This is a genomic window from Streptomyces canus, from assembly GCF_041435015.1.
GTDB lineage: Bacteria > Actinomycetota > Actinomycetes > Streptomycetales > Streptomycetaceae > Streptomyces > Streptomyces canus_G.
Map to the genome: position 1 here is coordinate 4,540,957 of NZ_CP107989.1, position 18,006 is coordinate 4,558,962.

20 protein-coding genes are annotated in these 18,006 nt (G+C 69.1%); 15 read left to right on the forward strand and 5 right to left on the reverse strand.

Annotated elements, in window-relative coordinates; all coding sequences use genetic code 11:
* Positions 1-42: 42 nt before the first annotated feature.
* The gene (locus OG841_RS20455; RefSeq protein WP_328640189.1) at positions 43-510 is read right to left on the reverse strand and encodes a hypothetical protein; all 468 of its coding nucleotides are present in this window, start codon (positions 508-510) and stop codon (positions 43-45) included.
* 128 nt (positions 511-638) lie between these two features.
* Between OG841_RS20455 and OG841_RS20460 the strand changes: the two genes are divergently transcribed.
* A complete protein-coding gene (locus OG841_RS20460; RefSeq protein ID WP_059205070.1) occupies positions 639-974 on the forward strand; it encodes a YnfA family protein in 336 nt (111 codons plus the stop codon).
* Positions 975-984: 10 nt separating this feature from the next.
* Here the strand turns inward: OG841_RS20460 and OG841_RS20465 are convergent, their stop codons facing one another.
* Positions 985-1,422, reverse strand: a complete 438-nt coding sequence (locus OG841_RS20465; protein WP_328640188.1) for an ester cyclase — start codon at positions 1,420-1,422, stop codon at positions 985-987.
* Positions 1,423-1,557: 135 nt separating this feature from the next.
* Here OG841_RS20465 and OG841_RS20470 point away from each other — a divergent pair, with 135 nt between their 5' ends.
* Positions 1,558-2,334: an SDR family NAD(P)-dependent oxidoreductase gene (locus OG841_RS20470; protein ID WP_371566419.1), complete on the forward strand. Its 777-nt coding sequence runs from the start codon at positions 1,558-1,560 to the stop codon at positions 2,332-2,334.
* Positions 2,331-2,465, forward strand: a complete 135-nt coding sequence (locus OG841_RS20475) for a hypothetical protein (RefSeq protein WP_256122878.1) — start codon at positions 2,331-2,333, stop codon at positions 2,463-2,465. The genes OG841_RS20470 and OG841_RS20475 overlap by 4 nt, the downstream gene beginning before the upstream one ends.
* Before the next feature lie 10 nt (positions 2,466-2,475).
* On the opposite strand, the gene OG841_RS20480 is transcribed toward OG841_RS20475, so the two are convergent.
* Positions 2,476-3,669: an RtcB family protein gene (locus tag OG841_RS20480; protein ID WP_328640186.1), complete on the reverse strand. Its 1,194-nt coding sequence runs from the start codon at positions 3,667-3,669 to the stop codon at positions 2,476-2,478.
* Positions 3,670-3,874: 205 nt separating this feature from the next.
* Here OG841_RS20480 and OG841_RS20485 point away from each other — a divergent pair, with 205 nt between their 5' ends.
* The 3 genes from OG841_RS20485 to OG841_RS20495 all read left to right on the forward strand — a co-directional run bounded on the left by OG841_RS20485 (position 3,875) and on the right by OG841_RS20495 (position 7,096).
* Positions 3,875-4,690 (forward strand): DUF3558 domain-containing protein, encoded by an 816-nt coding sequence (locus OG841_RS20485; RefSeq protein ID WP_328640185.1) that lies wholly within the window; start codon positions 3,875-3,877, stop codon positions 4,688-4,690.
* 118 nt (positions 4,691-4,808) lie between these two features.
* Positions 4,809-5,723, forward strand: coding sequence for a DUF3558 domain-containing protein (locus OG841_RS20490; RefSeq protein WP_328640184.1), 915 nt, complete (start codon positions 4,809-4,811; stop codon positions 5,721-5,723).
* Positions 5,724-5,827: 104 nt separating this feature from the next.
* Positions 5,828-7,096 carry a DUF2637 domain-containing protein gene (locus OG841_RS20495; RefSeq protein ID WP_328640183.1) on the forward strand — a complete coding sequence of 423 codons (1,269 nt, stop codon included), beginning with the start codon at positions 5,828-5,830 and terminating at the stop codon, positions 7,094-7,096.
* 63 nt (positions 7,097-7,159) lie between these two features.
* Here the strand turns inward: OG841_RS20495 and lysS are convergent, their stop codons facing one another.
* Positions 7,160-8,899, reverse strand: coding sequence for a lysine--tRNA ligase (gene lysS / locus OG841_RS20500; protein ID WP_328640182.1), 1,740 nt, complete (start codon positions 8,897-8,899; stop codon positions 7,160-7,162).
* Positions 8,900-9,038: 139 nt separating this feature from the next.
* On the opposite strand from lysS, the gene argS reads away from it, so the two are divergent.
* Positions 9,039-10,796, forward strand: coding sequence for an arginine--tRNA ligase (gene argS, locus OG841_RS20505; RefSeq protein WP_328640181.1), 1,758 nt, complete (start codon positions 9,039-9,041; stop codon positions 10,794-10,796).
* 30 nt (positions 10,797-10,826) lie between these two features.
* Here the strand turns inward: argS and OG841_RS20510 are convergent, their stop codons facing one another.
* Complete coding sequence (locus tag OG841_RS20510; protein ID WP_328640180.1) at positions 10,827-11,228, reverse strand: ATP-binding protein; 402 nt, start codon at positions 11,226-11,228, stop codon at positions 10,827-10,829.
* Positions 11,229-11,341: 113 nt separating this feature from the next.
* Here OG841_RS20510 and OG841_RS20515 point away from each other — a divergent pair, with 113 nt between their 5' ends.
* The 8 genes from OG841_RS20515 (at position 11,342) to OG841_RS20550 (ending at position 18,006) form a co-directional block, all read left to right on the forward strand.
* Positions 11,342-12,157, forward strand: coding sequence for a helix-turn-helix domain-containing protein (locus tag OG841_RS20515; protein ID WP_371566423.1), 816 nt, complete (start codon positions 11,342-11,344; stop codon positions 12,155-12,157).
* Complete coding sequence (locus OG841_RS20520; protein ID WP_371566425.1) at positions 12,154-12,330, forward strand: DUF397 domain-containing protein; 177 nt, start codon at positions 12,154-12,156, stop codon at positions 12,328-12,330. The genes OG841_RS20515 and OG841_RS20520 overlap by 4 nt, the downstream gene beginning before the upstream one ends.
* A gap of 42 nt (positions 12,331-12,372) precedes the next feature.
* The gene (locus OG841_RS20525; protein WP_371566426.1) at positions 12,373-13,197 is read left to right on the forward strand and encodes a DUF4253 domain-containing protein; all 825 of its coding nucleotides are present in this window, start codon (positions 12,373-12,375) and stop codon (positions 13,195-13,197) included.
* A 103-nt stretch (positions 13,198-13,300) separates the two neighbouring features.
* Positions 13,301-14,209 carry a LysR family transcriptional regulator gene (locus OG841_RS20530; RefSeq protein WP_328643618.1) on the forward strand — a complete coding sequence of 303 codons (909 nt, stop codon included), beginning with the start codon at positions 13,301-13,303 and terminating at the stop codon, positions 14,207-14,209.
* Positions 14,210-14,330: 121 nt separating this feature from the next.
* The gene (locus OG841_RS20535; RefSeq protein WP_328640176.1) at positions 14,331-15,494 is read left to right on the forward strand and encodes a CaiB/BaiF CoA transferase family protein; all 1,164 of its coding nucleotides are present in this window, start codon (positions 14,331-14,333) and stop codon (positions 15,492-15,494) included.
* A 49-nt stretch (positions 15,495-15,543) separates the two neighbouring features.
* Complete coding sequence (locus OG841_RS20540; RefSeq protein ID WP_328640175.1) at positions 15,544-16,311, forward strand: crotonase/enoyl-CoA hydratase family protein; 768 nt, start codon at positions 15,544-15,546, stop codon at positions 16,309-16,311.
* Position 16,312: 1 nt separating this feature from the next.
* Positions 16,313-17,059, forward strand: coding sequence for an acetoacetate decarboxylase (locus OG841_RS20545; protein WP_371566428.1), 747 nt, complete (start codon positions 16,313-16,315; stop codon positions 17,057-17,059).
* Complete coding sequence (locus tag OG841_RS20550) at positions 17,056-18,006, forward strand: 3-hydroxyacyl-CoA dehydrogenase NAD-binding domain-containing protein (RefSeq protein WP_371566430.1); 951 nt, start codon at positions 17,056-17,058, stop codon at positions 18,004-18,006. Before OG841_RS20545 ends, OG841_RS20550 begins: the two co-directional genes overlap by 4 nt.

The following is an 18,006-nucleotide window of genomic DNA, read 5'->3' on the forward strand; positions in this document are numbered from 1 at the left end:
TGCCCCGCTCAGGGGCGCCGGACTGTGGCGGTTCGCGGCGGGTCAGAAGTAGTACGCGTCCCCGCTGTCGAGCACCAGCACCCGCTGCCGGTCGTTCTCCCGGTTCCGGTCCACCGTCCCGCCGTTCCACACCGTGTCGATCTCCAGCAGCACCTCCGACGGCACCCCCCGCAACCGCACCCACATCTCGACCCGCTTCCCCACCCCGTCCGCCGCCAGCGCCCCCACCCGGCACAGCACCACCCGCGCCGCCGACCGCGCACACCCCTCGGGCAGGGTCTGACCCTCCACGATGGGCTCCGACCAGCGCAGCCGTACGATCGCGTCCGGCACGGCGGCAGGTCCGTGATTACGCGGCGTGAACCGCACGTCCACCCGCCCCCCGGCCATGGACGCGGCCCCGTGATACGCCAGATCCGCCTCGGGCACGGCAGCGGCGAGAGCCGTACCCCCACCCAGCACCACCGCACCAACCGCAACCCCCGCACCCCACACCGCAAGCACCCGCATGCCACCACTCCTCACTGCCGACGGCCGGCCGCCGTGGTCGCAGGGATGTATCCCACGTACGGCAGCCGGCAGGCGCCCTCCATCAGGTGACACCGGTGCCGGCGGACGGGCATGCGAGGCTGATCCCCATGCTCGTAGCCCGCTCCGCCGCCCTCTTCGTCGTCGCCGCCCTCTTCGAGATCGGCGGAGCCTGGCTGGTCTGGCAGGGCGTACGGGAGCACCGGGGCTGGATGTGGACCACGGGCGGCATCCTCGCCCTCGGCGCCTACGGTTTCGTCGCCACCTTCCAGCCCGACGCCCACTTCGGCCGCATCCTCGCCGCGTACGGCGGCATCTTCGTGGCCGGCTCGATCCTGTGGGGCATGGCGGCGGACGGCTACCGCCCGGACCGCTGGGACATCACGGGCGCCCTGATCTGCCTCGCGGGCATGGCGGTCATCATGTACGCCCCGCGGGGCGACTGAGCGGCCGTACTCACGACGTCTCGTCGTCGGGCAGCAGCCCCAACTGCCCCAGGAACTCCATCTCGTCGAAGTAGAGCCGGTAGTCCACGATCCGCCCGTCCTTCACCGTGGCGATGTCCACCCCACGGATCCTGACCTCCTTCTGCGTCGCCGGGAGCGTCTCCCCGGTGGGCAGCTGGATCGGCCCGGTGTTGCGTCCGCTGAAGACGCCCTCGTCGATGGCCGTGTCCCCGGCCTCATAGGCGTGCAGCGACTCGAACGTGGCCTCGGGCACCGCGTCCGTCATCTGCCGCCAGTACTCGACGATGTTGTCGCGACCGCGGATCTCCCCCTCGTCGGGGGTCTGGGCGACGGCGTCCTCCGCATACAGCTCGCCGATGACCTTCAGGTCCGAGTGCGTGGTGAGCGCATCGGTGAGCCGGTCCATGACCTCACGCGCTTCTCCCATGATCCACCTCCGTATGTCAGGGGATCACCCACCTCAATCTTCGCACCGGCCCGCGATCCGGACCGCCCGGAGCGTCGGACCGCGGCCGACCTATCCTGGCGGGAGCCCGTACCCACGCACGCCCGAGGAGCAGCCATGGCATCCGCCGCCCCGTCCCCCGCGTCCCGGATCGCGATCGTCACCGGGGCGAGCAGCGGAATCGGCGCGGCGACCGCACGGCAGCTCGCCGCGGCCGGCTACCGCGTGGTGCTGACCGCCCGCCGCAAGGACCGCATCGAGGCGCTGGCGGAGGAGATCAACGCGGCGGGCCACCAGGCGACGGCCTACCAGCTGGACGTGACGGACCGGGCCGCGGTCGACGAGTTCGCCACCGCCTTCAAGACGGTCGGCGTGCTCGTGAACAACGCCGGCGGAGCCCTCGGCGCCGACCCGGTCGCCACCGGCGATCCCGCCGACCGGCGCTCGATGTACGAGACGAACGTCATCGGCGCCCTCAACGTCACCCAGGCCCTGCTCCCCAAGCTCGACGCGAGCGGCGACGGCACGGTCGTCGTCGTCTCCTCCACGGCGGGCCACGGCACCTACGAGGGCGGCGCCGGCTATGTCGCCGCCAAGCACGGCGCCCACGTCCTGGCGGAGACCCTCCGCCTTGAGATCGTCGGCCGCCCCATCCGCGTGATCGAGATCGCGCCCGGCATGGTCAGGACCGACGAGTTCGCCCTGACCCGCTTCGCCGGCGACGAGACGAAGGCGGCGAAGGTCTACGAGGGCGTCGCGGAACCCCTCACCGCCGACGACGTGGCCGACACCATCACCTGGGCGGTGACCCGCCCCAGCCACGTCAACGTCGACCTCCTGGTCCTGCGCCCCCGCGCCCAGGCGTCCAACACAAAGGTCCACAGGGACCTGTGACCCGGCCCGAGAAGGACAAGAAGGACCCCCACGACGAACGCCAGATGTGGTGGTGGCTCGCCTACTTCCTCTTCGGCATCCACATCGTGGCCTTCGTCATGATCTACGCGGTGATGCACGCCCCGAAGTGAGCGGCAGCTCTCACCCCTTCACGCACACGACCTGCTTCAGCTTCGCCACGACCTCCACCAAGTCCCGCTGCTGGTCGATGACCTGGTCGATCGACTTGTAGGCACCCGGAATCTCGTCCACGACGCCGGAGTCCTTACGGCACTCCACGCCCCGCGTCTGCTCCTCCAGGTCGCGCGTCGAGAACCGCCGCTTGGCCGCGTTGCGGCTCATGCGCCGACCCGCGCCGTGCGAGGCCGAGTTGAAGGCCTTCTCGTTGCCGAGGCCCTTCACGATGTACGACCCCGTGCCCATGGACCCCGGGATGATGCCGAACTCGCCGGAACCGGCCCGGATCGCGCCCTTGCGGGTCACGAGCAGGTCCATCCCGTCGTAACGCTCCTCGGCAACGTAGTTGTGGTGTGCGCTGATCTCCGCCTCGAAGGTCGGCTTCGCCTTCTTGAACTCCTTGCGGACGACGTCCTTGAGGAGCGCCATCATGATCGTGCGGTTGTACTTGGCGTACTCCTGCGCCCAGAAGAGGTCGTTTCGGTACGCCGCCATCTGCGGCGTCTGCGCGATGAAGACGGCGAGGTCGTGGTCGACCAGACCCTGGTTGTGCGGAAGCTTCTGGGCCACGCCGATGTGGAACTCGGCGAGTTCCTTGCCGATGTTCCGGGAACCGGAATGCAGCATCAGCCAGACAGAACCCTCTGTATCGGTGCATACCTCAACAAAGTGATTCCCGGATCCAAGCGTCCCCATCTGCTTCGCCGCCCGCTCCCCACGAAACTTCACCGCATCCGCCACCCCATCGAACCGCCCCCAGAAGTCGTCCCACCCAGCAGTCGCCAACCCATGGAACCGCCCCGGCTCAACGGGACTGTCATGCATCCCCCGCCCCACCGGAATCGCCTGCTCGATCTTCGACCGCAGCCGGGACAGATCCCCCGGCAGATCGTTCGCCGTCAGAGACGTCTTCACCGCCGACATCCCGCAGCCGATGTCCACGCCCACCGCCGCCGGGCACACCGCGCCCTGCATGGCGATCACGGACCCGACCGTCGCGCCCTTGCCGTAATGGACGTCCGGCATCACCGCGAGGCCCTTGATCCACGGCAGGGTCGCGACGTTGCGCAACTGCTGCAGGGCCACGTCCTCGACCGTCGCCGGGTCGGTCCACATACGGATCGGGACCTTGGCGCCCGGCATCTCCACGTACGACATATCGTCCTCATTCCCCCGGAAAGCAAGCAGAAGTCTTGAAGCGCAAAACCGGTGCCAAGGTCGACGAATGGGATGACGGACCGGCGTCCACGGCAGTGCGTGCGATACACATTGTCTCCAGGGCGCACCCAGTTGCGGCAAGCGAATAACCTGCGGGGACACTGAGATCCCCACGAGTCGGAGACATTCCGAGAGGAGCCCCACCGTGCAGCGGAAGGCCTATGTATCCGGCGTCGCCGCCCTCCTCGCGGCGGTGTTGGCCGGCTGCACCGGCAGTTCGGGCGGCGACGGCCCGACGGACGACGCCAATCCCGGCGACACCGGCACCGCCTCCCCCGCCGCGCAGCCCGGCAAGTACCGCACTCTCCCCGAGGCGTGCGGCGTGGTCGGCCAGAGCACCCTCGACGCGCTCCTGCCCGGCATCCAGCAGATCGCCGACCAGGATCAGCGCACGAAGGCCTACGAGGGCCAGGCCTCACTCACCTATGACACGGACCGCAAGGTCGGCTGCCGTTGGAAGGTGGAGGCCACGGACGCCACGGAGTACCTGTCGGTCGACTTCGAGCGTGTGGTGTCGTACGACAACGCGGTCAGCGACGACAGTCAGGCGGAGCAGCTCTTCTCGCAGACCGAGGAGAAGGCCGATCTGCCGGTGGCGGCGACGTCCAGTGCCGCGTCGGACGTGGAGGAGAGCGGCACCGCCGGTCCGACGGCCTCCCCCTCGGCCACCCCGAGCGGTTCCGCGAGTCCGAGCGGTTCGGCCTCGGCCACTCCGTCCGATCTCCAGCCCCGCGTTCTGGACGATCTGGGCGACGAGGCGTTCCTGGACGACGCGTTGAGCAACTCGGGTTCGACGGCTCAGCAGCGCAAGGTGACTGTGGCGTTCCGCACGTCCAACGTGATCGTGACCATCGAGTACGAGGAGCAACCGACGACGATCGGCGTCACCCCGGACAGCAAGGAAATGCAGGACAACGCCCGGAAACTGGCCTCTCAGCTGGCCGGGTCGCTGTCCGGCTGAGCGCTCTCCACACACCCCTCACCCGCGCGCACAAAGCATTCGAAGCTGGACCGCACGGCATCCTCACCGCGTACCGTGGCCCCTCGGACCCGATCCGACGGCAGGAACCACAAGCGTCATGAGTGAAGGAACCATGCAGCGACGAGCAGAGCGTGACCAGGGTGCCCAGCGAGCGAAGCGTCTTCATCGCGTCCTTGTCTGCGCGGCCGCAGTCCCCGTGATGCTGATCGCCTCTGGCTGCTCCTCCGACTCCGGCTCCGGCGACTCCGGCTCCGGCAGCGGTGGCGACAAGGCCGCGGGCGCCGGTGCGACGGTGTCGGCGTCCGAGAGTGCGGCTCCCACGGTGCAGGCGGCGGCGTACAACTCGCTTCCCGAGGCGTGCGGGGTGTTGTCGAAGAAGACGCTGAAGTCGCTCGTCCCGGAGGCTTCGAAGTCCGGCAAGAAGGGCACGGCGGAGGCGGGTACGCGCGGCAGTTGCTCCTGGAGCAGCCTGGACAACAACGGCGTGAAGGGCTCGCAGTTCCGCTGGCTCAACGTCTCGTTGCTCCGCTTCGAGTCGGACACCTCGCGGGGTACGGGCGAGGCGCAGGCGCAGAAGTACTACGACCAGCAGATCCAGGACGCCAAGTCGGTGGCCGGTGCGAAGAACACCAAGTCGCAGGCGGTTGCGGGCACGGGTGACGCGGCGACGCTGGTGCGTTACGACCTGAAGAAGAAGGAAGGCTCCTTCAAGCAGCAGACGGTCGTCACGCGCGTGGAGAACGTCGTGGTCACCGTCGACTACAACGGCGCGGGTCTCGCCGGTGACAAGGCGCCGAGTGCGGAGACCCTCGGGAAGCTCGCGGGGCAGGCCGCGAAGGAGACGGTGAGCGCGGTGTCGGCGGCGAACGGCGAGGGCGCTGCGAACCCGGCCCCGTCGGAGTCCGCCTCGGGTTCGAAGGCCCCGTCGAAGTCCGCTTCGCCGTCCGCGTCCCCGTCGAAGTCGGCGTCGAAGTCGGCATCCCCGTCCAAGTCGGCCGCGAAGACGAGCTGAAGAAGAACTGACGGTACGTACCGGTCACCCGTGCGCAGCACACATGTGCCACTCTGTTGCGCGCAACAACACGCACAGGGAGGGGAGTACGGGTGTCCGCGCCCATGCAGCTGACTCGAATGCACCGCATTCTCATAGGCGTGGTCGTGTTCGGCGCCGTGATCATCGCCGGCATCGGCTTCGCGGGGTCGTACGCGGCCGTCCGTGAGCTCGCCATCCAAAAGGGCTTCGGGAACTTCAGTTACGTCTTTCCGATCGGCATCGACGCGGGTATCTGCGTCCTGCTGGCCCTGGACCTGCTTCTGACGTGGATCCGGATCCCGTTCCCGCTGCTGCGTCAGACGGCGTGGCTCCTGACGGCCGCGACGATCGCCTTCAACGGCGCGGCGGCCTGGCCGGATCCGCTGGGTGTGGGTATGCACGCGGTGATCCCGATCCTGTTCGTGGTGTCGGTGGAGGCGGCCCGTCACGCGATCGGCCGGATCGCGGACATCACGGCGGACAAGCACATGGAGGGGGTCCGCCTCACCCGGTGGCTCCTGTCCCCCATCCCCACGTTTCTCCTCTGGCGCCGTATGAAGCTGTGGGAGCTGCGCTCCTACGAGCAGGTCATCAAGCTCGAACAGGACCGGCTGGTCTACCAGGCCCGTCTTCACTCCCGCTTCGGCCGGGCCTGGCGCAGGAAGGCGCCGGTGGAGTCCCTGATGCCGTTGCGTCTGGCCCGCTACGGCGTCCCCCTGGCGGAGACGGCTCCGGCGGGCCTGGCAGCGGCGGGTATCGAACCGGCCCTGCTCCCGCCGGCGCCCCAGGAGGTCGCGGGCAGGGGTGGCGCCGGGGCGGCTGCCGAGCCGCAGCGGGTGGCGGCTCCGGGCGAGCAGCGCCTGGAGCTGAACGGCAACCCGCAGCCGTCGCGGGCCGACACCGCGCCCGACCCCGAGTCGAGCCCCTGGTTCGAAGCCCCCCAGCAGATCCAGTACCAGGGCGGCTACAACCCCAACTACGACCCTGCTGAGCAGTACGAGAGCTGGTACGAGGAACAACTCGAGGCAGAGCAGTACGAGTTGCAGCAGATCCAGTACGAGGAGCCCCCCAGGGAGCCCTCGATGGAGGAGACCGGCAGCTTCCCGATCCCGGTGACCCATGGCCGTACCCGTGAACTGGGCGAGGGCGGCGGTACTCCGGAGCCGACCGAAGAGGACTTCTACCAGGTCTTCAAGAAGTCGATCGACGGCAGCTACCCCTCCCCGGGCCAGCTCAGGGGAGACGTGGAGGCGACGTACGGCGTCGTGCTCCCACAGCGCGAGGCCGAGCGCATGGTCAACCGCTTCACGAACCGCCACACGGCGGAACTCCAGGAAGACCACATCGCATAGCGGACGACCACATCGCATAGCGAAGGGGCCCTCGCCGAAACGAGGGCCCCTTCGCCGTACCGTCTACTCGCCGAGCAGCGCCCGGACCCGCTCCTGCCCCACGGCCAGCAGGAGGGTGGGCAGCCGGGGCCCGGTGTCCCGGGAGACCAGCAGCTGGTAGAGCAGGGCGAAGAACGCCCGCTGGGAGGTCTTGATCTCGGCCGGCAGTTCCTTGGGGGTGGCGTCCGCGGGGAACCCGGCCTGCACCTTGGGCACGCCGTACACGAGGTGCGTGAGCCCGTCGAGGGACCAGTGCGAGGCCAGCCCGTCCAGCAGCAGTCGTAGCGACTGCTGGGAGGCCTCGTCGAGGGACTTCAGCAGCTCGGCGTCGGGCTCGCCGCGCACGATGGTCCGCTGGTCGGCGGGCACCTGCGTGTTGATCCAGGCCTCGGCCTTGTCGTACCGGGGGCGGGCCTCGTCCAGTGTCGACAGCGGGTTGTCGGGGTCCAGTTCGCTGAGGATCCGCAGCGCCTGGTCCTCGTGGCCCGCGGTGATGTCGGCGACGGACGCGAGCGTCCGGTACGGCAGTACGCGCGCCGTCCGGGGCAGCTCACCACCGGCGGTCCGCACCGCGCGGGAGTGCGCGGCGACGTCGGCCGGCAGGGCGGCCCCCTCGGTGACCTTGGCGTCCAGCTTGTCCCACTCGTCGTAGAGCCGCTGGATCTCCTGGTCGAAGGCGATCTTGAAGGACTGGTTGGGCCTGCGGCGGGCGTAGAGCCACCGCAGGAGCTGCGGCTCCATGATCTTCAGCGCGTCACCCGGCGTGGGCACCCCGCCCCGGGAGGACGACATCTTGGCCATGCCGGAGATGCCGACGAAGGCGTACATCGGCCCGATCGGCTGCTTCCCGCCGAAGATCCCGACGATCTGCCCGCCGACCTGGAAGGAGGAGCCGGGCGACGAGTGGTCGACGCCGGAGGGCTCGAAGACGACGCCCTCGTAGGCCCACCGCATCGGCCAGTCGACCTTCCAGACGAGCTTGCCGCGATTGAACTCGTTCAGCCGGACGGTCTCGGAGAACCCGCAGGCGTTGCAGGTGTACGACAGCTCGGTCGTGGCGTCGTCGTAGGACGTGACGGTGGTGAGGTCCTTCTCGCAGTTGCCGCAGTAGGGCTTGTACGGGAAGTATCCGGCGGACCCGGAGGACCCGTCGTCCTCGGCGGCCGCGCCGGACCCCTCGGCGGCCTCGACCTCGGCCTCGTCCACCGGCTTCTGCTGCTTCTTGGCCGGGGCCTTCTTGGTCCGGTACTGGTCGAGGATCGCGTCGATGTCCCCGCGGTGCGCCATGGCGTGCAGGATCTGCTCGCGGTAGACGCCCGAGGTGTACTGAGCGGTCTGGCTGATCCCGTCGAACTCGACGCCGAGCTCGGCCAGCGCGTCGATCATGGCGGCCTTGAAGTGCTCGGCCCAGTTCGGGTGTGCGGACCCCTTGGGCGCGGGCACGGAGGTCAGCGGCTTGCCGATGTGCTCGCCCCACGACTCGTCGACGCCCGCGACGCCCGCCGGCACCTTGCGGTACCGGTCGTAGTCGTCCCAGGAGATGAGGTGCCGCACCTGGTGGCCGCGGCGCCGGATCTCGTCGGCGACGAGGTGGGGGGTCATGACCTCGCGGAGGTTCCCCAGGTGAATGGGGCCGGACGGGGAGAGCCCAGAGGCGACGACCACGGGTTTGCCGGGGGCCCGACGCTCCGACTCCTCGATGACCTCATCCGCGAAACGGGAGACCCAGTCGGTGGTCTCGGTGCTCTGAGCCACGATCGGCACGTCCTCTTTTACTGAAGTACTGAAGGTTGATGGACGCCCCATTCTCCCAGACCGCCCCGCGCCGGAGAAAACCGCTTTACCCCCCATGGGATACTGACCGTGTCTATCTGATCCCCCGAGGAGAACGGCACCCACTCCCATGGCCCCGGTCACGTCCCTCAGCGACTCCGTCAACCAGCAGCTCAGCTCCGCGATCTCCGCCACCCTGCCGGAGGCCTCCGCGGACCCACTGCTGCGACGTAGCGACCGGGCCGACTTCCAGGCGAACGGCATCCTGGCGCTCGCCAAGAAGGCGAAGGCGAACCCGAGGGAGCTGGCGACGCAGGTCGTGGCGAAGGTCGCGTCGGGCGACGTGATCAAGGACATCGAGGTCTCCGGCCCCGGCTTCCTGAACGTCACGATCACGGACCGGGCGATCACCGAGACCCTGGCCGCGCGTTATGAGGACGGCGACCGTCTCGGCGTACCGCTCAAGGACGAGCCCGGCACCACGGTGATCGACTACGCCCAGCCGAACGTGGCGAAGGAGATGCACGTCGGGCACCTGCGCTCCGCGGTGATCGGCGACGCCCTGCGCGGCATGCTCGACTTCACCGGTGAGAAGACGATCGGCCGGCACCACATCGGCGACTGGGGCACCCAGTTCGGCATGCTCATCCAGTACCTGATCGAGAACCCGGGCGAGCTGGCCCCCCCGGACGAGGTCGACGGCGAGCAGGCCATGTCGAACCTGAACCGGGTGTACAAGGCGTCCCGTGTGGTCTTCGACTCCGACGAGGAGTTCAAGGAGCGGGCGCGGAAGCGGGTCGTGGCCCTGCAGTCCGGCGACAAGGAGACCCTCGAACTCTGGCAGCAGTTCGTGGACGAGTCGAAGGTCTACTTCTACTCGGTCTTCGCGAAGCTGGACATGGAGATCCGTGACGAGGAGATCGTCGGCGAGTCGGCGTACAACGAGGGCATGCCCGAGACCGCCCGCCTCCTGGAGGAGATGGGGGTGGCGGTCCGCTCCGAGGGCGCGCTGGTCGTCTTCTTCGACGAGATCCGCGGCAAGGACGACCAGCCGGTGCCTTTGATCGTGCAGAAGGCGGACGGCGGCTTCGGCTACGCGGCCTCCGACCTGACGGCGATCCGCAACCGGGTCACCGACCTGCACGCGACGACACTGCTGTACGTCGTGGACGTACGCCAGTCGCTCCACTTCAAGATGGTCTTCGAAGCGGCCCGCCGGGCAGGCTGGCTCTCCGACGGTGTCACCGCGCACAACATGGGCTACGGCACGGTGCTCGGCGCGGACGGCAAGCCGTTCAAGACCCGTGAGGGCGAGACCGTCAAGCTGGAGGACCTGCTGGACGAGGCGGTGCAGCGGGCGGCCGAGGTCGTACGGGAGAAGGCCAAGGACCTCACCGAGGACGAGATCCAGGAGCGGGCTGCACAGGTGGGCATCGGCGCGGTGAAGTACGCCGACCTGTCCACGTCCCCCAACCGGGACTACAAGTTCGACCTGGACCAGATGGTCTCGCTGAACGGCGACACGTCCGTGTACCTCCAGTACGCGTACGCCCGTATCCAGTCGATCCTCCGCAAGGCGGGAGAGGTACGGCCGACCGCCCACCCGGAGCTCGAACTGGCGGACGCGGAGCGGGCGTTGGGCCTGCACCTGGACGCGTTCGGCAGCACGGTCTTCGAGGCGGCCGCGGAGTACGCCCCGCACAAGCTGGCGGCGTACCTCTACCAGCTGGCCTCGCTGTTCACGTCGTTCTACGACAAGTGCCCGGTGATCAAACCGGCACCGCCGAAGGACATCGCGGAGAACCGTCTGCTCCTGTGCGACCTGACCGCCCGCACCCTGCACCAGGGGATGGCGCTGCTGGGGATCAGGACGCCCGAGAAGCTCTGACCGTCCCGTAGGCGGTGTGGCCGCGCGCTTTTACGGCAGCCCGAACTCGCACCACACCGCCTTGCCCAGCTCCCGCTCCCGCACTCCCCACTTGTCGCTCAGCGCGGAGACGAGCAGCAGCCCCCGCCCGCCCTCGTCCCCGTCGTGCACGACATGCGGCACCCCGCCCCCGCTGTCGTGCACCTCGACGACCAGCGCGCTCACGTCGTACCGCAGAAACAGCCTCAACTGGCGCCCGGGCGGTACGCCGTGCAGCAGCGCGTTGGTCACCAGCTCGCTCACGCAGAGCAGTACGTCGTCCGCCCGCGCGGTCTCCGCGAGGCCCCAGCCGGCCAGGGCCTCGGCCGTGAAGCGGCGTGCGGCCTGCGCGGATCGGCGTTCGCGGCGGAAGAACCTCTCGCGCAGGAGCGGTAGTTGGGTCGTCTCGTTCACGGGACGAGAGTTGCGGAGAGTGACTACCGTGGATCACTCGGTGAACCCGTACAGATTTTTTGTACGGGCTCGCACCCGGTGACGTACGCGCCCCGAGGGGGAGGGAGACCGTCATGAGCGCCAGGAAGCCGCCGCGGCCGAAGAACCTCACGTCCATGAAGATGCTGGGCAAACAACTCGGCACCGCCCGCCGCGCCGCGGGCCACACCCAGACCGCCCTCGCCGACCTGGTCCGCGTCGACGAGGAGACCATCGCGTCGATCGAGCAGGGCAGGCGGACGCTGAAACCGGACCTGGCCACGCTGCTGGACGAAGTCCTGGAGACGAAGGGGATGTTGGCGGCGGGCGTGGCCAACCTGCCGGACATCGACCAGTTCCCGATGTGGGCCGAGCTGTACATGGAGCATGAGCGGGAGGCCATCTCCCTCTCCTGGTACGACAACGCGGTCCTGCCCGGCCTGCTCCAGACCGACCCGTACGTCCGAGCCGTACTCCGCAACCGCGTTCCCGCATACGACGAGAGCGAGATCGAGACACGTACGGCGGCCCGTCTGGAACGTCAGGAGATCCTGCACCGCAGGAACCCGCCCACGCTGAGCTTCATCGTGTGGGAGCCGGTGCTGCACATGAAGATCAGCGGCACGGAACAACTGCGCCATCTTCGGGTGATCGCTGAACTGCCCTGTGTGTCCCTCCAGTTCTTGCCGTTGGACAGTCCGTACCACGCGGGCCTGGACGGCCCGTTCACCCTTCTCGAAACACCGGACCACCAGCACCTCGCGTACACCGAGTCGCAACGCGGCAGCCAGTGGGTTTCCGACGCGGACGAGGTGTCCAAGCTGGCGCGCAAATATGCGATGCTGCGGACACAGGCCCTGACCACACAGGACTCGAGGGACCTGCTCGACCGCCTGCTAGGAGAGCGATGAGCGCCGAAGCACTTCACTGGTTCAAGTCGACGTACAGCGGCAGTGAAGGCGGCCAGTGCGTCGAGGTAGCCGCCTCCCCGCACACCATCCACGTCCGCGACTCCAAGAACCCCGAGCCCACCCTCCGGGTAACGCCCACCACCTGGACCGCCTTCACCACCGGTCTCAAGTAGCGCCGTCCGCCATTGTCAGTGGCTCCCCCTACAGTCACTGACATGGCGACTCTTCCCAACCCGCTGCCCACCCTGGCGGCAGACCCGAGCGGCCGTTCGCTCGGACTCGGGCTCCCCCTCGGGAGACTGATCGACGAGACCGACGACGGCCCCTGGCACGAGCCGTTGCTGTGGCATGCCGAGTACGCCGCGTCCTCCGGCGCCTGGACCGCACTGGGCGCCCCGGCCGCGCGAACGGGCCTGCTGCCGGTGCTGATAGAGGTCGGCGGCAGTCAGGGCGGGCCGGACGAGTGGGAGTTGATGCCCGGGGAGATGTCGTACCCCGGGGACCACGACCCCGAGGAACTGCTGGCGGAGTACTGGGCGTACGTGATCGAGGAGCCCGACGACCTCGACGAGACGATCGCCCCCTACGACGAGGCGTGGCCCGGCATCGCCCTGGCCCCCGCGTCCCTGCGCATCGACCCGGACCGCCGGGCCGCCGAGACGGCCGACGCGCTCCTCGACGAGGGCTCGTGGTTCAAGGAGCCGCGCCTCGCCCTGGTCCCGGCCCGTCGCAGCGCGGACATCCCGGCGGCCATCGGCTGGACGGGACCGATGAACTTCGAGGGCGACACCGCGCGGATCAGCGCGGTCCTCCGCTCCTGGGAGGACCGCTTCGGCATACGCGTGGTCGCGCTCACCTTCGACCAACTGGTGCTGTCCGTCGCCGCCCCGCCGACGACGAAGGACGAGGCGGAGGCCGTCGCCGCCGAGCACTTCGCGTTCTGCCCGGACACCATCACCCAGGGGGACCACGAGACCCTGCGCGCGTACGCCGAGCACGCGGTGCTGGGGCAGCGGGTCTGGTCGTTCTGGTGGGACTGATCTGGTGGGACTGACGGGACTCAGCCGGGGCAGCAGCCGTGCTCCAAGCTCTCCATCTCTCCACGCTGCCGTCAGCCCGGCCGTTAGGGTTGGCGCCGTGGAAATGCTGCACCTGCGCTATTTCGTCGCCGTCGCCGAGGAACTGAACTTCACCGCCGCGGCTCGCAGACTGCACATGTCGACGCCCCCGTTGAGCAAACGGATCAAGGACCTGGAGCATGAGGTCGGGCACCGCCTCTTCGACCGCAGCACCCACCATGTCCGGCTCACTCCGGCCGGCACCGCGCTGCTGCCGATCGCCCAGGACGTACTGGAACAGGTCAACTCGATCCCCTGGCGGCTGGCCGAGGCCAGGCGGCCGCAGCGCAGCACCGTGTTCCTCGGCATGCCCGAGGGCGTCCACCCCGACCTGCGCGACCTGGTCAACGCCCTCGCCGAGCGGGTGCGGGAGCGGTTCGAGATCAAGCGCTGGCCCGGTGCCACCGCAGATCTGGTCACCGCGGTGCGCGACGGCCGCCTCGCGCTGACACTGGCCCGGCTCCCGGTCACCGGCCCCGCGCTGGAACAGCTGGAGCAGCTGACGGTGATGTCGGAGCGGCTCGGCGCGGTCGTACCGGCGGACCGGTTCGCCGGCCGGGAGGCCATCGCGCTGGCCGAGCTCACCGGCCTCCCCTACGCCGCCTCCCCCGACATCACTCCCGCGTATTTCGACCAGCTCGACCGTCAGCTGTCGGAACTCGGGGTGAAGAAGCGCATCAAAATCACTCACGCGGGATTCGGTGCGGCCTCCGAAGTGATTTCCTCAGGGCTGGCTTTTTCCATTTCCATGCTCGACGAGAAAAGTCCCATGCACGGTTACGGAATAGAGAATGTGACCGTCCTCCCCTTCACGGACTTCCACCCCCGCCTGGAGACCGCCCTCCTGTGGAACCGCGACCGCGGCGACTGCGGTGACCTGGAGGAACTTGTCACCGCAGTGCGCGAGATCTTCAGTGAGCCGATCCAGATCTAGCGGCCACAACGGTATGACCACTGTGGTCATACCGCCCTTCACAGCTTGATCATTCCGTTTCTCCTCCGTCCTCACTAGCTTCGTTATCAGAGCAACGAAGCAAGGTGCGAAAGGACGAACGATGACGGACACCAACACCCCCACCGGCCCCCTGGACGGTGTGCGCGTAATCGACCTCTCGACCGTCGTGATGGGCCCGTACGCCGCCCAGATCCTCGGTGACCTCGGCGCCGACGTGATCAAGATCGAGTCCCCCGCCGACACCGTGCGCGTCGGCCAGTACCGCACCACGCCCGGCATGACCCCGCTGAACCTCAACGTCAACCGCAACAAGCGCAGCGTCGCGCTCAACCTCAAGGACGCCGCCGAGCGCGACCGGGCCCTCGAACTGATCGACACCGCGGACGTGTTCATCACCAACATGCGCCCGCACGCGCTCAGCCGCCTCGGCATGACCTACGACGACCTCGCCCGGCGCAACCCCGGCCTGGTCTACGCGCACGCCCAGGGTTTCCGCAGCGACTCCGACCGGGCCGGCGACGCCGCCTACGACGAGACCGTGCAGGCCTCCTCCGGGCTCGTCGACATCGCCCACCGCGCCCTGGGCGAGCCGGTCTACCTGCCGACCATCCTCGGCGACAAGGTCTCCTCGCTGACCATCGCCTACAGCGTGCTCGCCGCGCTGCTGCACCGGAACGGCACCGGGCAGGGCCAGCGCGTCGAGATCCCGATGACGGACACGCTGATCGCCTTCAACCTGGTCGAGCACCTCTCGGGGCACGTCTACGAGCCGGCACAGGGCACCACGGGCTTCCCGCTGTCGATGACGAAGGGCCACCGAGCCGTCCGTACCAAGGACGGTCTCGCCTGTGTGATCCCCTACAACCCGCAGAACTTCCGGGACTTCTTCGCCGCCGCGGGCCGTCCCGACCTGGCCGCCGACCCGCGCGTCAACGGCGAGGCCATCGACGGCGCCGACCACGAGGCCCTGGCCGCGCTGATCGACGCGTGCGCCCCGGCGCTGACCACCGCCGAGTGGACCGAGGTGTGCTCCAAGCACAGCATCCCGATGGCCCCGGTCCTGGAGCTGGACCGCGCGCACGAGGACGACTACGTCCGCGGCGGCCACCTCCTCGACACCGTCGAGCACCCGACCGAGGGCGCGATCCGCACCGTGGGCATCCCGGTGCAGTTCTCCGCCACCCCCGGCTCGATCCGCCGCCTCGCCCCCGTCGCGGGCCAGGACACCGCGGCCGTCCTCGCCGAACTCGAAGCCGCTCGCTGAGCCCGCGCAGAAAGCCCGCGTGCACAGCCGGCGAAGAAAGAAGCAATCCATGAGCACCCCCGAAGTCCGCACCGAACAGCTCGACTCCACCCTGCTGATCACGATCGACCGCCCGCAGGCCCGCAACGCCGTGAACGCCGCCGTCGCCGCCGGCCTCGCCGCCGCCCTGGACCGACTGGAAGCCGACCCCGACCTCCGCGTCGGCGTCCTGACCGGCGCGGAGGGCACCTTCAGCGCCGGCATGGACCTCAAGGCCGCCCTGCGCGGCGAGTCCCCCGAGATCGAGGGCCGCGGTTTCGGCGGCCTCACCGAGACCGAACTGACGAAGCCTCTGATCGCCGCCGTCGAGGGCTGGGCGATGGGCGGCGGCTTCGAACTGGCCCTGGGCTGCGACCTGATCGTCGCCGCCGAGGACGCGCGATTCGGCCTGCCCGAGGTCAAGCGCGGCCTGATCGCCGCGGGCGGCGGAGTGATCCGACTGCCGCAGCGCATCCCGCACCACCTGGCGATGGAGTTCCTGCTGACCGGCGAACCCGTCGACGGCCGCCGGGCCGCCGAACTGGGCCTGGCCAACCGGGTCACCGCCCCGGGCGAGGCCACCGCCGTTGCCCTGCGACTCGCCGAGCAGCTCACGCTGAACGCCCCGCTCGCGCTGGCCGCGGTCAAGCAGATCGTGCGCGCCGCCCACGGTGTGCCCGAGGCCGACGCCTTCGCGGTACAGCGCAAGGAAATGGCCGGCCTGACGGCCTCGGCCGACGTCCGCGAGGGAATGACCGCCTTCGCCGAGCGCCGCGCCCCGCAGTGGACGGGCAAGTGACATGAGGATCGACGACGTACGGCAGCACGTGATCACTCCGCTGACCGGCCCGGCGTTCCCGCCGGTGGTCCCGAGGTTCACCGACCGCGAGTACCTCAACATCGTCTACCGCACCGACGCCGACGCGCTGCGCGCCGTGGTCCCCGAACCCCTGCGGATCGACGAGCCGTTGGTCCGGTTCGAGGTCATGAAGATGGGCGACGTCAGCGGCTACGGCCCCTACACCGAGGCCGGCCAGGCGATCCCGGTGACCCTCGACGGCGAACGCGGCGAGTACCTGCACGCCATGTACCTCGACAACTTCCCGGCGACCGCGTCGGGGCGCGAGGTCAGCGCGTACCCGAAGACGATCGCCGCACCAAGCCTCTGCCTCGACCACGGCACCTTGGTCGGCACCCTCGACCACGGCTCGCTCCGGGTCGCCACCGCGACCATGGGCTACAAGCACCACGAGCTCGACCGCCGCGAGGCCGAGGCACAGATCACCGTGCCGACCTTCATGCTCAAGACGATCCCCGGCTACGACGGTTCGCCCCGGGTGCAGGAACTCGTCCGCACCGAGATCACCGACATCGAGGTCAAGTGGGCCTACACCGGTCCCGCGAGGCTCCAGCTCTTCCAGCACGTCCTCGCCCCCCTGGCCGACCTGCCGGTCCTGGAGATCGTCTCCGCGAGCCACATCCTCACCGACCTGACGCTCGCCCCGGTCAAGCCGGTCTTCGACTACCTCGAAGGAGCAGCGTCGTGACACACGACTTTCGTACGGCCGCCGTGATCGGCGCCGGCACCATCGGACTCTCCTGGACGACCCTCTTCGCCGCCCACGGCCTCACCGTCCACGTGACCGACCCCCGCCCCGACCTCGCCGAAGCCGTCGACGCGGCCCTGGCCGACTTCGCCCCGCACCTCGCGGCCCGGGGCCTGGACGTCGGGGGTCTCGCCGACCGGGTCCACCTCGCGGCCGACGTGACGGAGGCGGTCCGGGACGCGGACGTGGTCCAGGAGAACGGCCCGGAGCGGGTCGAGTTCAAGAAGGACCTGTTCGCCACCCTGGTCCGCGAAGCGCCGCAGCACGCACTCCTGCTGAGCTCGTCCTCGGCGATCCCCTCGACCGACTTCACCACGGACCTGGTCCGGGAGGACGCCGGCCGGATCCTCATCGGCCACCCCTTCAACCCCCCGCACCTGATCCCCCTGGTCGAGGTCGTCCCCGGCGAACGCACCACCGAGGACGCCGTCCAGGCCGCGGTGAACTTCTACACCCTCCTCGGCCGCACCCCGGTCGTCGAGCGCAAGGAGATCCCCGGCTTCGTCGGCAACCGCCTCCAGAACGCCCTCAACCGCGAGGCGATCTACCTCGTCGAGCAGGGCGTGGTGACCCCCGAGGACCTCGACAAGGTGATGACGAACTCCCTCGGCATCCGCTGGTCGACGGTGGGCCCGTTCCTCGGCTCCCACCTGGGCGGCGGCCCCGGCGGCTACCGGCACATCGTCGAGCACATCGGAGCCTCGATGGGACAGGTGTGGGCGACCCTCGGCACCCCGTCCCAGACCCCCGAGGAGAAGGAACGGCTCATCACGGCCGTAGAAGACGCTTACGGCTCCTCCACGTACTCGGAACTCACCGAGACGCGCGACCGCAGGCAACTGGCCGTCCTGGCCGCACTGGACAACTCCCACAAGGAGGAGAACTGA

Coding starts and splice junctions, on each gene's coding strand:
- OG841_RS20455 (WP_328640189.1), bottom strand. CDS start 510: ATGCGGGTGCTTGCGGTGTGGGGTGCGGGGGTTGCGGTTGGTGCGGTG.
- OG841_RS20465 (WP_328640188.1), bottom strand. CDS start 1,422: ATGGGAGAAGCGCGTGAGGTCATGGACCGGCTCACCGATGCGCTCACC.
- OG841_RS20540 (WP_328640175.1), top strand. CDS start 15,544: ATGAGCACCCCCGAAGTCCGCACCGAACAGCTCGACTCCACCCTGCTG.
- OG841_RS20460 (WP_059205070.1), top strand. CDS start 639: ATGCTCGTAGCCCGCTCCGCCGCCCTCTTCGTCGTCGCCGCCCTCTTC.
- OG841_RS20525 (WP_371566426.1), top strand. CDS start 12,373: ATGGCGACTCTTCCCAACCCGCTGCCCACCCTGGCGGCAGACCCGAGC.
- OG841_RS20535 (WP_328640176.1), top strand. CDS start 14,331: ATGACGGACACCAACACCCCCACCGGCCCCCTGGACGGTGTGCGCGTA.
- OG841_RS20530 (WP_328643618.1), top strand. CDS start 13,301: ATGCTGCACCTGCGCTATTTCGTCGCCGTCGCCGAGGAACTGAACTTC.
- OG841_RS20515 (WP_371566423.1), top strand. CDS start 11,342: ATGAGCGCCAGGAAGCCGCCGCGGCCGAAGAACCTCACGTCCATGAAG.
- OG841_RS20495 (WP_328640183.1), top strand. CDS start 5,828: ATGCAGCTGACTCGAATGCACCGCATTCTCATAGGCGTGGTCGTGTTC.
- OG841_RS20490 (WP_328640184.1), top strand. CDS start 4,809: ATGAGTGAAGGAACCATGCAGCGACGAGCAGAGCGTGACCAGGGTGCC.
- OG841_RS20545 (WP_371566428.1), top strand. CDS start 16,313: ATGAGGATCGACGACGTACGGCAGCACGTGATCACTCCGCTGACCGGC.
- OG841_RS20480 (WP_328640186.1), bottom strand. CDS start 3,669: ATGTCGTACGTGGAGATGCCGGGCGCCAAGGTCCCGATCCGTATGTGG.
- OG841_RS20470 (WP_371566419.1), top strand. CDS start 1,558: ATGGCATCCGCCGCCCCGTCCCCCGCGTCCCGGATCGCGATCGTCACC.
- OG841_RS20520 (WP_371566425.1), top strand. CDS start 12,154: ATGAGCGCCGAAGCACTTCACTGGTTCAAGTCGACGTACAGCGGCAGT.
- argS (WP_328640181.1), top strand. CDS start 9,039: ATGGCCCCGGTCACGTCCCTCAGCGACTCCGTCAACCAGCAGCTCAGC.